Origin of the sequence: Methylobacterium variabile (assembly GCF_001043975.1) — a bacterium.
In the GTDB taxonomy this organism is placed as follows: Bacteria; Pseudomonadota; Alphaproteobacteria; order Rhizobiales; family Beijerinckiaceae; genus Methylobacterium; species Methylobacterium variabile.
Genome location: NZ_LABY01000231.1, coordinates 1 through 14,323, shown reverse-complemented (window position 1 = coordinate 14,323; position 14,323 = coordinate 1). Strand labels below are relative to the sequence as shown.

The window sequence follows — 14,323 nt, the reverse complement described above, 5'->3', positions numbered from 1 at the left end:
TCATGGGCATCCTCTGCCTCGTCTCCACACTGCCGTGGATCAAGTGACAACAGGCCTTAGCAGATTAAAATAAAATTTTGAGTGATTTGGGTTATTTTTCTATAAAATATCATCTATAATGAGTACATATAGCGTTACTAAACCTCAGATCGCAAATGCCATACTCATAAAAATCCAATTTAAATAAGTTTTTTGAATATCGATCACAATACCAGAGCAAGCATGCGAATTCAAGCGAGGCCGGAGGAAATCTGCGACTAGCGGCCGGTCTGTACCGCCATCGCTCTGGTAGAGCTTCCCGCAACGTTTTGCGTAAGCTCCCGTCCGGGACACTCCTGATTGGCATGCGCGCACCGCAGGGAAGGCCCTGAATATCCTATGAAGCGTAGCTAGGCCCTCTCTCGCCCCGGAAGCATCCGCCGCAGCGTCCCGTCCCGCCGCACCAGATGATGATGCAAGGCCGCCGCCACGTGCAGCGCCACCAGCGCGACCAGCGTGAAGGCCGCGACCTGGTGCACCTTGAGGATCGCTTCGCCCACCGGCATGCCGCCGGAGATCGGCAGGGTGAGGGGCAGGGTATAGTAGAGCATCACCGGGGCGCAGCAGGCCGAGGTGCCGGCCCAGCCGAGCAGCGGCACCACCACGATCAGGGCGTAGAGCGCCATGTGCGAGGCATGGGCCGCCCGACGCTGCCAGGCCGGCAGGCCGGCGACGAGGGGCGGGGCGCCGCGGGCGGCGCGCACCAGGAGGCGGGCCAGGCCTAACGCGAGCACTGTGAGCCCGAACGACTTGTGCCACTCGTAGAGCGCGTTCTTCAACGGCCCGTCGGGCAGGTTGGCCATGGCGAGCGCGATCGGCACCAGGGCGAAGACCAGGATCGCGACGACCCAGTGCAGCGCCTTCTGGGAGGGAGCGCAGCTGCGCGGCGTCATGTGGCCTTACTCCCCTGGTGTATCGACGCCCTGGACAATCGCGAAAGGTTGATGGAGGGATCCGCGGCGAAGCGGGGCCGGACGCACCACATGCCGTCCTGCGCCGGACCGTGGCGCTTGACCCCCTCACCGGTTCTTCCTCACGGTTTCCGGCCCGTCGCGGTTGCGCCGGGCCGCCTCTCTCAAGGTCGATCATGTCGGTCACGATGCAGAGTAGCACCAGTCTAGACCCGGCCGCGGGCCGGGAACAGGTCCAGGACCAGATCGACGTCGAGCGGGCGGTGGCGGAGATCCGTGCCGGCCGGCCCGTGGCCCTGCGCGGCGAGGATCCGGTGCTGGCCCTCTCCGCCGAGGCGCTTGACGAGGGCAACCTCGCGAGCCTCGCGGCGCTCGCCGGGACCGGTGCGCGCCTCGTCCTGCCGGCCCCGCGCCTGCGCCGCCTCGGCCTGGCCGAGCGGACCGAGGCGGGCGCGGTCGCCCTGCCGGTGATCGATCCAGCCCGGATCGAGGCGCTGGCACTGCGCCTCGACGGGCGGATCGACGCCCCCGTCGCGCCGGCCTCTGCCGGTGACGAGGCGGCGCTCGCGCTCATGGCGCTCGCCCAGGTGCTGCCGGCCGTCCTGGTGGTGCCGGGCGAGGCCGTGCCCCCCGTCGCCTTAAGCGTCGGAGTGAAGGCGGTCGCCGCCTATCCGCGCCGGCAGGCGGCGTCCCTGCGGCCGGTCAGCCGGGCGCCGGTGCCCCTCGCCGGGGCGCCGGAGAGCGAGTTCGTGGTCTTTCGCGGCGGCGAGGGCCTGCGCGACCAGGTGGCGGTGGTGATCGGCCGGCCGGACCCGGCCGAGCCGGTGGCGGTGCGGCTGCACTCGGCCTGCCTCACCGGCGACCTGTTCGGCTCGCTCAAGTGCGATTGCGGCGACCAGCTGCGCGGCACCGCCCGCTGGATGGCGCAGCACGGCGGCGGCATCGTGCTCTACCTCGACCAGGAGGGCCGCGGGAACGGGCTCGCCAACAAGATCCGCGCCTACGACCTCCAGGCGCGCGGGCTCGACACCTACGAGGCCGACGAGACCCTCGGCTTCGGCCTCGACCAGCGCCGGTTCGACTTCGCGGCCGCGATGCTGACGGCCCTCGGCGTGAGCCGGGTGCGGCTCCTCAGCAACAACCCCGAGAAGGCCGCGAGCCTCGAGGCCGCAGGCCTCACGGTGGTCGAGACGCAGCGCGCGCTGGGCCGGGTCACGCCGGAGAACATCCGCTATCTCACCGCCAAGCGCGACCGGGCCGGCCATGCCCTCGATCTCGACGCCTTCGCCTGCCTGGACGTGCAGGGTGCGCCGTGACGGCCGGCCTCCTGTGGCCCTGCGGCAGTTTCGCTGCTAGCTAGGGCCTGGGGTGGGCCGGCACCCGCCCGGCCCCGACGGACGATCGACACGGGAGATCGAGGATGAAGGGTGACGCCAAGGTCGTCGAGTACCTGAACCGCGGCCTGCGCAGCGAGCTGACGGCGGTGAACCAGTACTGGCTTCACTTCCGGATGCTGAACGACTGGGGCTACGTCGACCTCGCCAAGTTCTGGCGCAAGGAGTCGATCGAGGAGATGAACCACGCCGACCGGTTCGTCGATCGCATCCTGTTCCTCGAGGGCTTCCCGAACCTTCAGGAGCTAGATCCGCTCCGGATCGGCCAGAACGTCCAGGAGATCATCGAGTGCGACCTCGCCGCCGAGGTCGACGCGCGCAGCCTCTACCTCGAGGCCGCGAAGTATTGCGATTCGATCAACGACCGGGTCTCGAAGCAGCTGTTCGAGGACCTGGCCGCTGACGAGGAAGGCCACATCGACTTCCTGGAGACCCAGCTCGAGCTGATCCGCCAGATCGGCCTGCCGCTCTACGCGCAGCGCCACATCGGGGGCTTGGAGAAGATTGAGCCCGAGGTCGAGTGAGGCGCTTCGCGCCACGCGCCTGAGCCGGAGCGGGGCCGCCTCATGCGGCCTCCTCCTTCAGTTCCTTCAGCGTGCAGGCCGCCCCGCAGGTGGTGGTGCAGGCGGCATGCGCCTCGGCGAGCGCCCGGTCCAGGATGCCCCGGATCGTACGGGCGCAGCGGCCGCATTTCGGGCTGCAGCCGAGGCAGGCATAGACCTGGGCGGGCGTGCGCGGGCAGCCCGGGCCGGGATTGAGGCACGCGCGCACTTGGCCATCGGAGAGCACGTTGCAGGAACAGACGATCATGCTGTGACTGGGGCACCCGGTGCACGGGGTGCCGCCGGTTCGCTCCACCGGCACCCGCAGATTAGAACTCTTGAAAACTACAACATAATCAACAGGTTACCGCTCTGGGCCGGTTTCCGCAACCCGGTCCGGGCCGGGCATCGCGCCGCAGGCCGGCGCTCCGTCCGGCAAGGGGCGGACCGTGGCCTTCCGCAGGCGCTCCGCGGGCTCGCCGTCCCGCTGCCGGCGCGGCCGCGGTTTCCGACGGACAGGCGCCCGCGAGGGTTTCTCGCCGAGATCGCTTTCGGCTAGAGTTCAGGCACCTTCCAGGAGGAGTCCGCCGGGACGCCGCCTTCCTCTGCGCCTGCCCGATCCCCTCGGCCAGACAGCCCTCCCCGCCCAGGACCGGATCGCCCCCGTGCTCAAGCCGCCGCTCCGCGTCTTCCTGGCCCTCGGATTCGGGGCCGCGGGCCTGGTGGCGACCCTGGTGCTCGCCCTGGTGGCGTCGCGGGTGGCGAGCCAGCGGCTCGAGGCGCGTATCGAGGCCGAGCTCGGCGACCTCGCCGACCACATGGCCGGCCGGCTCGACCGCGGGCTGTTCGAGCGCTGGCGCGACATGGTGATCCTGGCCGAGAACGACACCCTTCGGGACCCCGCCGCCCCGGTCGAGCGCAAGCGCCGGGTGATGCGCCGCGCCCAGGAGACCTATCCGGACTACGCCATCATCGGGCTGATCGACGCCGACGGCCGGGTCGCGGCCACCAGCACCGGCGTCCTCGAAGGGCTGAACGTCTCGCACCGGGAGTACTTCACCCAGGGCCGCGAGGGCCCCTTCGTGGGCGACGTGCACGACGCCCTGCTGCTGGCCACCCTGCAGCCGGGCCACGACCCGGCCGACCCGCCCCGGGTGCTCGACGTCGCCGCCCCGGTCAAGGCCGACGACGGCCGCTTCATCGGCGTGATCTCGGGCCACCTCGACTGGGGCTGGGCCCGGAGAGTCGAGGCGAGCCTGCGCGAGACCTCGGCCGGCCAGCGCGACGTCACCGCCCTGGTTCTCGCCCGGGACGGCACCGTGCTGCTCGGCCCCGACGCCCTGCGCCGCAAGGCGCTGCCCGCGGACCTGCCGAGCGTCGCGGCCGCGCGGGCCGGCAAGTCCGGCACCGTCACGGAGCTGTGGCCGGACGGCCGGCACTACCTCACCGGATATCGTCCGGCCCGGGGCTATCGCGACTATCCGGGCCTCGGCTGGACGGTGCTGGTGCGCCAGGACGCGGGCACCGCCTTCGCGTCGGTGGCGGACCTGCGCCGGCAGATCCTGCTCTGGGGGCTCGTCGTCGCCACCGTGGCGGCCGGCATCGGCTGGTTCGCTGCCGGCCTCCTCGCCCGCCCCTTGCGCCGCCTCGCGGTCTCCGCCGCCTCCCTCGGTCGGGGCGAGCCGGTCGAGGTGCCGGCCTCGGCGGTGCGGGAGGCGCAGGCGATCAGCCACGCGCTGACGGCCGCCGCCCACGCCCTGCAGCGGCAGGAGGAGGAGCGCCGGGCCGCCGACGCGCGGCAGGACCTGCTGATCCACGAGCTGAACCACCGGGTGAAGAACACGCTGGCCACCGTGCAGTCGATGGCGCGCCAGACCGCCCGCAGCGCCGCCTCCCTCGAGGATTTCACCGGCAGCTTCGAGGCCCGGCTGCTGGCGATGTCCCAGACCCACAACGTGCTCACCGCCAACCACTGGGAGGGGGCGGGCCTGCGGGGCATCCTGGCGGCCGAGCTCGAGCCCTATGCCGGCGGGCGGGCCGACCGCATCAGCCTCGACGGGCCGCCGGTCTCCCTCACCCCGTCCGTGGCGCTGCCACTCGGGATGGCGATCCATGAGCTCGCCACCAACGCGGCCAAGTACGGGGCCCTCTCGGCCGCGGGCGGCCAGGTGAGGGTGGAGTGGCAGGTGGGCGCCGGAACGCTCCGGTTGCGCTGGCGCGAGAGCGGCGGCCCGGCGGGCGCGCCGCCGGCCCGGACCGGCTTCGGCCCCCGCCTGATCCGCGCCAGCCTGGAGCGGGAGCTCGCCGGCGAGGTGCGGCTCGATTTCTCGGCGGGCGGCCTCGCCTGCCTCATCGCCGTGCCGCTCGCCGCCCGCACCGAGGCGGCGTGAGCGGCCCCGCCGCGCTGCGGTTGACGACCGGGGTCCGTCACCGTCCGTAGGGGTAGCAGCGGCTGCGCTCGAGAGGGATGCCGAGATGCGCGGCCAGCACCCGAATCGCCTCGGCGTGCTCGACGTAGGGGTCGCGGTTGCCGACGCCGACGATGATCGGGCAGCCGGCGCCCGACGGCACCATCGCGGTGGCGAGCCCGTTGCCCTCGGGATCGCGCAGGGTGAAGAATTGCGGCATGGTCCGGCGCAGATGCGCCTTGAGGCCGATCCGCTGCTCGATGAAGGGGCCGGAGGGCGGCACGTAGGAGGCCTCGGCGCGGGCCTGGGCCTGCCGGAAATGCTTCTCGACCGCGTGACCCATCAGGGTCGATTCCTGGATCGCCTCCGCCTCGGTCTCGATCCGGAACCAGGTCTTCCCACCGGACTGAGTCTTCCCGCTTGGCGAAGCCGCTCCGCCGGGAACGTCGCAGACGTAGTCCATCGCTCACCTCGACGGCCTGTCCGGGCCGAGGCCCACTCCTCCAGTGTAAGACCGAACAGGCCGGTTTTGAAGCGGTGCTGCGGCTCTAAGCCCTTGTGACAACGGGTGTCCGGCGGTGACCGGATAAGGCCGGCCGGCTCTCCCCGGCGGGTTGCCCGAGCGCCCGGCGTCCCTGCTCGGTGATGCGCCAGACCGCGAAGGCGCCGCCAGGCTGCGGGCCGGGCTGCTCGCCCAGGAAGATCAGGTGGCCGTCGCTCTCCAGGGCGCAGAGCCGGCTGTGGTCTCCCGGCCAGGCCCGATCCGGCTCGCGCCGGACGGAGATGCGGCCCTCGTCGGCGAGGGCGGCCCGGTTCAGGAGACGGCGGCGGTGATCGATCATCGCGTCAGGTCCTCGGGTTCTTCGGCCACGCGCATGCGATCCCGGCGGAGGCGACGGGCGGCGACGGCCGGAGGGACGCGGGCCGGGGGCGCGCGTCCGGATGGGACGGAAACGCCCGCGCCCGGGATCACACGGCCCACGGCGCGGGGGTCGGCGTCGCTCGGCGGCGACGCGGGCCGCCGGAGCGGCCGCTCTGGCCGGCTCGCGCTGCGCGACAGCCGGCACGGCCAAGCTTAACAGCACGGCCTCGGGACGCAACCCGGATGGTTTCGAGATCGTATCCGTCCGCCGGCCTCGCCTGCCTGGATGGCTCAGCCGCCGATCCCCTCAAGCAAACGGCCGGCCTGCTCCCACCCTCCGACGAGGTCGGCCCCTGCACAGGCGAGACCCAGCCCCAGCAGGGCGATGCCGAACGTGATGTGACCGATCGCCTCGAGCGGGCGCCATCCGTAGTGACGAAGCTGCGCGTACATAGCCGGCTCACTGCGCCGCAATGGTTAACAAATCGTTACCACTAAGATGGGCGCGGGCTGCGGCGAACGCCATCGCCGCAGCCCGTGAGAGGACGCCACCAGCGATCGACGCGGAGGTCGCGACGCGCAGGGTGGCCGAGGACGGGCGACCTCAAGCAGAGCCGTCTGTCACGCTTCTGCTTGAGGTCCTGCTACTGAATCGACTTCCCAGAACCGGCAACCACTCGCGCACCGGTCGTCCGCGGGCCGCAGGATGATGCTCAGACCGTCAAGCCGGCGGATCGAGCGCCGGGGCAGGATCTAACCCCCACCGCGGGGCGATACCGCGCCGGCGCATCACCGACCCAGGTGCCGATCGAAGAACCAGGCGATCTCCTCGAACACCTTGCGGGTCTCCGGGGCAGTGTCGTCGCGGATGTAGTGGGCATGCGATCGGCCCTCTCCCACCTGCAGGTAGGCCTCGACGCCGGCATCCCGCAGCCTGCGGTGCACCCGCACGGTGGATGAGGATCACGCAGACAGTTTGAGCCATGTCTCAAATTCGCATAGCTCACGCCTAATGCGATCCTTCCGAATGCATCAGCACACTAATATTCCGTTGCTTTCTTGCATCTCGTTGCGCTTGATTGTGATTTTTATCATGACAACATTGCCGTCCAGGAGGATCAAGCGCCAGCGATTGCGGACAAATTTTATCCCTGATCATTGATCGGTAGAGTAAATTTCAACCTGATCCAGGTGGAAATATTCTCGACCTTCAAGCTGGAGCCTTACAATGCGAGCAGGTGTTTTGTTCAGACGAACGCGCAGTGGATGGCCGTCAGCCCCGCCAAACGTCCTGCCCGCCTGATCGTGCACCAAGCTCCAGGTATCACCATCGTTGCTAATGTAAATCTTTAACTTCGAAGCTCGATATGCAGCCACGTCAATTCTGTTAAATATTAGAATTTCAAATATTTCATGCAATGCGCCGAGATCGACCTCCCACCATGGATTGTCTTCCAATTCAGTGCAAAAATTAAATCTACCTGTTCTTACTCCGCTTACGGCTCCGCAAGCGTCATTTGGTTTCGAATACGCAGACAAAGAACTTTGCTTGGCGGGCTTACCGATAGCAATATTTCGCCCTGACGTCTCGATAATTGGCGCAGATCTGGTTTTTAGATCGTTACGAACAAATAGACCATCGCCAAACATGTGCGGATTGATTTTTAGCCACTTAAGACCGAAGCCACGGGGCTCAAGAAATTTAATCAAGTCAATCAGAGTGCAGGATCCTTCATAGAGGGGCGTTTCGCTTACCTCAGTGTAGATAGCGTCTACTTCTGATATGCTATTTAGAGCACCCCGCAGAACCATCAGCTCTGCGCCTTGTGTGTCAAGAACGAGAACATTGAATTTTGTGTCAGGGAATTTATTGGATATTAACGTATCAACAGTGATCGCCTTCATCTCCAATGTACTATTAAATTTGATATTCGGATAAAATTCTTTATGCTTGGAAAAATCAAGCAAGCTGGATGACTCTTCGTTCGAAGCAATATTGAAATTAACTATTTTATTATCTTGGTCGGCACATACTGCGTTCACGGCGTGAAAATTGGTATATCCTTCAATGTTCTTGCTTAATCTCTGATAAACAGCGGGTATTGCCTCAACGAAAACAACTTTTCCGAGACAATATTTTTTAAATATATTTCTCTCTTGACCTTCGTGCGCGCCTATATTTAAGATGTTTCGGACAGAGACACCGAATGTTCTAGTAAGATAGTCGAAAGCTTCTTGCATGTTCGTCCAGTCCATACGTCAGATTGTAAATATTGCTCAAGACGGAACGCTGCACATATCATTCTGGCCGTTAGCAGCCATTCCCGCGCCCACCCAGTGTTGAATGCGCTCCCCTGCCGGAAGCATCTTCAACACTGCCGATAGCCACCAGGTGGGAGTTTTATAATTGTTGCGAGCGCCTATACAGCATAGACATCACCCCAAGCAATATGATCCTTAGCGCAGATATCTCTCAGATGTTCGATTATTACATCGACCGATTGCCATGCAGGAAAAAGGTAATCAGTCCGCTCGTGTATTGATAAGTTAAAATAACGATACCCTAATCCGCGAGCATACCAAAGAAGATCTACTGTGTTTTGCAGAAATTCTGACGTAAATTCTAATGATATCGCTCCAATCTTGGTAGTTAGACCAAGCATTACAGGTTTTTCAAAGCCTTCAACGTCAATCTTAGTATAGCGAGGGACGCCAAATTCTGCAACAAGCGCGTCCATTGTTGTCATTTCAATTCGCTCGACCCTATCCCATGATTGGCCGGCAAAGCGCCCTTGCGTCCATTGCTGCGAAAAAGTGGAGATGACAGGCGTGTTTGTATTAATATGCATGTCCAAATGGCCCGGCTTTTCAGCAAGCCCTTTGGGCACAATTGTAACATGAGGGTTGCTTGCGAAGCGTTCTTGTAGCGCCGCAACCATAGCAGGCTGCGGCTCAACCGCGACAACGCGGGCGCCACGATCGGCGAACCACTGTGCTTTGTTCCCGACATTTGCGCCGACATCGAAAACAAGTTCATCGGGAAGAATGATGTTGGCTATATTGTGCAAGGTCTTATCCCCTAAAGCGCGATTCTGCATGCGTCAGCAGCTAGGGGCTAGCATCGTTAAGTGCTTTTGTCGATGCAGTTACCGCCCAGCGGCGGCAGGCTCTGGGTGATGACGTTCACGCGTGGTCCTTAGGCTTCACGACCGGCATGGGTCGCACCTCGACGTTCCGCCCGGTTTCAGATCCTGTTTCATGAAGCACGTGCGAGGCGCCTGACGAGGATCGTGGCTGTAGCCATGACGAAGAAGGCGAGGGCTGAGGACGCGGCTCCTTCGTGATTGCGGGCAAGCCGTCGGCAGCGGTTAATTCAACCGAACGTCCGCTCGATCACCCAGCGGCGCGGCTGGACGGCAAAGCCCTTTTGGCTCTCCTAGGAACTCCACGAACTCTACGGTGATGGCAGTGGCTGAGCCAGTACGGTCGCCATGGTAGGAGCGGTTGTGGCTCTTGCTCACGTTTCGTGGATTATGCGGCAAGGATCAGGCGACGCTTGAGGAGATCGGGGCCCGCCCGACCGTAGCTTTGGCGCTTGATCAGCTTGAGGCGGATGATCTGACCTTCGGCTTGGCCGCTGCTCCGCGGCTCGGTCAGGGCAGCGCTGACCGTTGCGCCGTCGCCGTCCAGGCTTGAGGCGAACGTCTCAATGGCCGACGCGCGGCAAGTCCGTGCCCGCGTGATCCAAGTGGTGGTCTTCGCCGTGCCGTCCTGTTCCTCAGTTGCACCCCTGCCGCAGCCCGCACCAGCGCGGTGAAGCAACGACCCGATCGGCTCGTCCTGCTCGACGCGGGTCACCACAGCAGCTGCGGTCGCATCCAGCGCCCAGGCCAGCTGGACGAGCAATCACGCGGGCCGCCGTGCCGGCAGCAGCATTCCTTCAGATGTCAGTTTTTAATTTAATTCATTATCAATCGCAATAATACTGTCGTGCGACGATATACCGTGTATTTTGAAAGCTTTCGATAGTTGGGTAGTCCAACTGGGCGGCAAAAAGCAGGTGCTGTGCACACGTCCTTGCCGCGGTTCATCAATCTGTCGTCCTGACCGTCCAGGTCGCCCGCCGGATCCCCTCGGCGGCCCCGAGCTTGGCGATCACCGCGTCGATCTCCTCCGGCTCGATCGCCGTGCTGACCAGGGTGGCGACGACCTCGACGTCGTCATCGCCGCGCTCCTCGACGTCGACCTCGCTCACGGGGTAGTGGGCCGCCTCCAGGCGCTCGACCAGGAGGTCGCGCACCTCGGAGAGGCGGTCCGTGTCGGTGGTGGCGCGGACCTCGTAGGTCGCTTCCGCGTCGCGTTCGTCGATCGGGATGCGGTTGATGGCGTTGACGAGCGGGCGCAGCAGGGTGTTGCCGGCCAGCACCGCGGCGGTGACGAGGGCCGCCTCCGCCGCGAGGTCGACGCCTGAGAGCGCCCCGACGGCGGCCGAGCACCAGAGCGTCGCGGCGGTGTTGAGGCCGCGGACGTTCATGCCCTCCTTCATGATCACGCCGGCGCCCAGGAAGCCGACGCCCGAGACCACGTAGGCGACGATGCGGATCGCTCCGTCGCCGTGGCCGATCCGCATGCCGAGATCGACGAAGGCCGCAGCGCCCACCGCCACCAGCACGTTGGTGCGCAGACCCGCGGTGCGCTGCCGGTACTGCCGCTCCGCGCCGATCAGGGTGCCGAGCACGAAGGCGCAGAGGAGGCTCACGGTGGAGTTCAGGAACTCGCCGGCCTGGAAGGCCTGGATGATCGCCATCGCGTCGCGCCACCGGTTGGGGGAGAGGGCCGCGGGTCCTGCCCCGGGCCGAAGCGAGAGCCTATAGCGGCGGCGTGTGACGGCCGGATAGCGGGCCGGGGCGGCACGTCAGGGCGCGCGGCCGGCCGCCGCCTTGGCCTTGCGGGACTTCGCGCTGTCGGCGCCGACGGCGCGGATCAGCGCGGCGAGCCCGGCCTCGGTGACCGCCTCGGCGGCCTCCGGCACGCTGAACCAGCGCCCGTCGCGCTCGTGCTGCTCGGGCCAGGTCTTCAGCTGCTTGCGCACGTCGAGGCGGAAGACCTGAACCTGGCACAGCACCGTGTCGCGGCTCTTCAGGCGCTTCTGGTAGAAGTAGCTGCCCAGCGCCCGCCGGCCGACCCGGCCGATCAGGCCCGCCTCCTCGTAGGCCTCGCGGGCGGCGGCCTCGTGGTTCTTCAGGCCCTTCATCGGCCAGCCCTTCGGGATCACCCAGCGCCGCGTCTCGCGAGAGGTGATCAGCATGACCTGCAGGGTGCCGTCCGGGCCGGGCCGGACCGGCAGCACGCCGACCTGCCGTCGCGGCTCCCCGCTGCGCTCCGACCAGCCGGTCAGCAGGCCGGCCAGGGCCCTCAGGCTCTTCATGATCCCGCGTGGCCCACGAGAGAACGGCATCCCGGCCGGCCGGGTCGAACGCGGAGGCATGTCACGGGCATCACGTCACGGCGCACTCGATGTCCGGGGGCTGGAGCGCGGGGCTCGGAAAGACGCCTCGGCACGGCTCCGCCAGCCCGGCCGTATCCGCGGCGGACGGCGCGCTGCACCTCGCCCGTCCCTTTAAGCGGGATGGGCCACGGGGCTCAAGCAGGATTTGTTAACCGGCAAAACAAACCGCGGCGGCCGGCCGTGCGGCTCAGTCCTCGTTGCCGAGGGTCGCGATGAGGGTATCGAGGCGGGCGCGCAGCTCGGCGATCTCGCCCTCCGACATCTTCAGGTGGTGGACCACGGCGCGGCGCACCGCGACGGCCTCGCCCTGCAGGGCGTGGCCCTCCTCGGTCAGGCTGATCTCGACCTCGCGCTCGTCGGCCTGTCGGCGGGTGCGGCGCACGAACCCGGCGGCCTCGAGGCGCTTGAGCACCGGCGTCAGCGTGCCGGAATCGAGGCGCAGGCGGCGGCCGATATCCGAGACCGTGAGCCCGTCATTCTCCCAGAGCACGATCAGCACGAGGTACTGCGGGTAGGTGAGGCCCAGGCGCTCGAGCAGCGGCCGGTAGCACTTCGTCATGCGGTGGGAGGCCGCGTAGAGCGCGTAGCAGAGCTGATTGTCGAGCCGCAACGCATCCACGCCTGACAGGACAGGCTCGAGAGAGTTCATGTGCACACCATACCGACGGCAACCGGACGCCGCCCTCGCCGCAGGATCTTCACGCCGAGACCCTAGCACGGTCGGGCGGACCGTCGAAATCGCACCGAGGCGTTCGATGGCGAACAATAGTCTCTCGGATACGGCTCCGTCCACAACAGCATAAGATGGGTCGCCGGCCTGCGGCGGCCACCGGCCTCAGCGCCGGCCGTCGAGGGGCGGGCGGGTGCGGCGCTCGACGAGGGGCCGGCCGGCCCGGCGCTCGACGATCACCGTACGGGGCCCGCGCAGGCCGCTGCCGGTGCTGATGATGCGCTCGGGCGCGCGCTCCGGCTTCGGCTTGGCGGCCTGGAGCACGTGGGGGCGCACCTCGTCGGGAGGCAGGCCGATCAGACCGGCGGCGATCTCGACCTGCTGCTCGAGGTCGTCGGCGAGGTCCTGCGCCGCGGCCACCGCCTCGGAGACGGTGGGGGGCTCCTTGCGCACCCGGATCGGCGGCAGGTTGCGGGGCTTGTCGGTCGGCTTCTTCACGGTGCGGCTCATCATCATGGGCTGACCATAGCGCAGGCGCAGCGATTGTTGCAGTGCAACACGCGCATGTCCAACCCTGCGCGACTGGATTGGTTGCGCCGGGCTCCGAGGTAGCGCCCGGTGGCGGCAGCGGAATTCGGCCCTTCGCCCCGCCCCGCGCTGGCATCCGGGCATAAGGTCGCAGCCTCCGGCCGGGGCCGCCGCGCCGGCGCGGCGGCCCGCTTGCCCGAGCCGGCCCGGCTTGCGAGACTCGCCGGCCATGACCAGCCTTCCTCCATCTAGTCTCCCTCGCCTCGACCCGCGCCTCACCCCGGCCCGGCCCGACCTCGCCGACGAGCGCCTGCGCGGGCAGGTCGAGGCGGCGCGCTACGTTCCCGGCCGGCCGCACCGGATCGCGGCCGCCCTCGCGCCCCTGCGCCGCGCCCCCGATCCGGCCGCCTCCCTCGACAGCGAGGCCCTCTTCGGCGAGGCCGCGACGGTCTACGACGTCCGGGACGGCTGGGCCTTCGCGCAGCTCGCCGGCGACGGCTATGTCGGGTACCTCCCGGCCGAGGCCCTGGGGCCGGCCGACCCGGCGCCCACGCACCGGATCGCGGCCCTGCGCACCTTCCTGTACCCCGCCGCCGACCTGAAGCGTCCGCCCCTCGGCGCTCTCAGCCTCGGCGCCCTCGTGACGGTGACGGCGCGGGAGGGGGCCTATGCCCGCCTGCCGGACGGCGCCTTCGTCTGGGCCGGGCACCTCGCGCCCCTCGGGACGGTCGAGCCGGACTGGGCCGCGACCGCGACGCGCTTCCTCGGCGTGCCGTATCTCTGGGGGGGCCGCAGCAGCCTGGGGCTCGACTGCTCCGGGCTGGTGCAGGCGGCGCTCCTCGCCGCCGGCATCCAGGCCCTGCGCGACAGCGACCAGCAGGAGGCGGCCCTCGGCGAGCCGGTGCCCGTCGCCCCGGACCTCGCCGGCCTGCGCCGAGGCGACCTGGTGTTCTGGCGCGGTCATGTCGGGATGATGCTGGACGAGACCCGCCTGATCCACGCCAACGGCCACCACATGGCCGTGGCGGTCGAGCCCCTGGCCGAGGCGGAAGGCCGCATCCGCGCCGGCCGGACCGGGCCGGGCACCGGGGACGGGGCGATCCGGTCGATCCGGCGCCTGGCCCCCGGCACCGGGACCGCGGCCTGACGCCTCGGGGACGATCGCCGCCCGTGGGAGCCGCCGGCATAGTCCTCCGGCCAGAAGAGCTTCCCGAACACTGGGGAAGGCCGGCCCGGCGCAACGGACAGTCGGTGCGCGAATCCGTGGACATCTGCAGCGATGCAGGCCCCGCGACGGCCCTCATGCCTCGCGCCGGCCACAACCCGCTGTAGGATGGCGGCGATGGGCGCCCGCGGCGCCTCCCGCTCGAGCCCGAGGACACCTGCCCGCGATGCTGACCGGTTCGGCCATCACCCGCGCCCTCGTCATCGTCGTGCTGGCGGCCGGCCTCGCCGGCCTG

General features: G+C 67.3%; 17 protein-coding genes and 1 pseudogene. 4 read left to right on the top strand and 14 right to left on the bottom strand.

Annotation, left to right across the window (positions count from 1 at the left end; genetic code table 11):
* Positions 1-389 precede the first annotated feature (389 nt).
* Positions 390-932 carry a cytochrome b gene (locus VQ02_RS28345; RefSeq protein WP_048447591.1) on the bottom strand — a complete coding sequence of 181 codons (543 nt, stop codon included), beginning with the start codon at positions 930-932 and terminating at the stop codon, positions 390-392.
* A gap of 194 nt (positions 933-1,126) precedes the next feature.
* Here VQ02_RS28345 and ribA point away from each other — a divergent pair, with 194 nt between their 5' ends.
* Together ribA and bfr are read left to right on the top strand one after the other, a co-directional pair.
* Entirely contained in the window at positions 1,127-2,266 is a 1,140-nt protein-coding gene (gene ribA / locus VQ02_RS28340; protein WP_053080589.1) for a GTP cyclohydrolase II RibA, read from the top strand.
* A gap of 104 nt (positions 2,267-2,370) precedes the next feature.
* On the top strand, positions 2,371-2,868 hold the full coding sequence (gene bfr / locus VQ02_RS28335) for a bacterioferritin (protein ID WP_048447590.1): 498 nt from the start codon (positions 2,371-2,373) through the stop codon (positions 2,866-2,868).
* Between the two features lie 40 nt (positions 2,869-2,908).
* On the opposite strand, the gene VQ02_RS28330 is transcribed toward bfr, so the two are convergent.
* Complete coding sequence (locus tag VQ02_RS28330; RefSeq protein WP_048447589.1) at positions 2,909-3,154, bottom strand: (2Fe-2S)-binding protein; 246 nt, start codon at positions 3,152-3,154, stop codon at positions 2,909-2,911.
* 397 nt (positions 3,155-3,551) lie between these two features.
* Here VQ02_RS28330 and VQ02_RS28325 point away from each other — a divergent pair, with 397 nt between their 5' ends.
* On the top strand, positions 3,552-5,276 hold the full coding sequence (locus VQ02_RS28325) for a sensor histidine kinase (protein ID WP_053080588.1): 1,725 nt from the start codon (positions 3,552-3,554) through the stop codon (positions 5,274-5,276).
* Between the two features lie 37 nt (positions 5,277-5,313).
* Here the strand turns inward: VQ02_RS28325 and VQ02_RS28320 are convergent, their stop codons facing one another.
* From VQ02_RS28320 to VQ02_RS28290, 12 genes and pseudogenes are all read right to left on the bottom strand, one after another.
* Complete coding sequence (locus tag VQ02_RS28320) at positions 5,314-5,757, bottom strand: hypothetical protein (RefSeq protein WP_048447588.1); 444 nt, start codon at positions 5,755-5,757, stop codon at positions 5,314-5,316.
* A gap of 85 nt (positions 5,758-5,842) precedes the next feature.
* A complete protein-coding gene (locus VQ02_RS28315; protein ID WP_245239881.1) occupies positions 5,843-6,136 on the bottom strand; it encodes a hypothetical protein in 294 nt (97 codons plus the stop codon).
* Positions 6,137-6,447: 311 nt separating this feature from the next.
* A complete protein-coding gene (locus tag VQ02_RS37645) occupies positions 6,448-6,609 on the bottom strand; it encodes a hypothetical protein (protein ID WP_157080850.1) in 162 nt (53 codons plus the stop codon).
* Positions 6,610-6,945: 336 nt separating this feature from the next.
* Positions 6,946-7,101 (bottom strand): alpha/beta hydrolase family protein, encoded by a 156-nt coding sequence (locus tag VQ02_RS36250; protein WP_425339933.1) that lies wholly within the window; start codon positions 7,099-7,101, stop codon positions 6,946-6,948.
* Positions 7,102-7,311: 210 nt separating this feature from the next.
* On the bottom strand, positions 7,312-8,412 hold the full coding sequence (locus VQ02_RS36245) for an FkbM family methyltransferase (RefSeq protein WP_083469504.1): 1,101 nt from the start codon (positions 8,410-8,412) through the stop codon (positions 7,312-7,314).
* 164 nt (positions 8,413-8,576) lie between these two features.
* Positions 8,577-9,254, bottom strand: coding sequence for an FkbM family methyltransferase (locus VQ02_RS36240; protein ID WP_083469503.1), 678 nt, complete (start codon positions 9,252-9,254; stop codon positions 8,577-8,579).
* A gap of 158 nt (positions 9,255-9,412) precedes the next feature.
* Positions 9,413-9,592 (bottom strand): annotated as a pseudogene (locus tag VQ02_RS39520) (transposase); the annotation flags it as partial.
* A 95-nt stretch (positions 9,593-9,687) separates the two neighbouring features.
* The gene (locus tag VQ02_RS34970; RefSeq protein WP_245239882.1) at positions 9,688-10,014 is read right to left on the bottom strand and encodes a transposase; all 327 of its coding nucleotides are present in this window, start codon (positions 10,012-10,014) and stop codon (positions 9,688-9,690) included.
* Positions 10,015-10,246: 232 nt separating this feature from the next.
* Positions 10,247-10,963, bottom strand: a complete 717-nt coding sequence (locus VQ02_RS28305) for an MgtC/SapB family protein (RefSeq protein WP_048447587.1) — start codon at positions 10,961-10,963, stop codon at positions 10,247-10,249.
* Positions 10,964-11,071: 108 nt separating this feature from the next.
* Positions 11,072-11,584 (bottom strand): NUDIX hydrolase, encoded by a 513-nt coding sequence (locus VQ02_RS28300; protein ID WP_048447586.1) that lies wholly within the window; start codon positions 11,582-11,584, stop codon positions 11,072-11,074.
* A gap of 268 nt (positions 11,585-11,852) precedes the next feature.
* Positions 11,853-12,314, bottom strand: coding sequence for a MarR family winged helix-turn-helix transcriptional regulator (locus VQ02_RS28295; RefSeq protein ID WP_048447585.1), 462 nt, complete (start codon positions 12,312-12,314; stop codon positions 11,853-11,855).
* A gap of 186 nt (positions 12,315-12,500) precedes the next feature.
* Positions 12,501-12,851, bottom strand: coding sequence for a hypothetical protein (locus tag VQ02_RS28290; RefSeq protein WP_048447584.1), 351 nt, complete (start codon positions 12,849-12,851; stop codon positions 12,501-12,503).
* 241 nt (positions 12,852-13,092) lie between these two features.
* On the opposite strand from VQ02_RS28290, the gene VQ02_RS28285 reads away from it, so the two are divergent.
* Positions 13,093-14,010 (top strand): C40 family peptidase, encoded by a 918-nt coding sequence (locus VQ02_RS28285; protein WP_048447583.1) that lies wholly within the window; start codon positions 13,093-13,095, stop codon positions 14,008-14,010.
* Positions 14,011-14,323 lie beyond the last annotated feature (313 nt).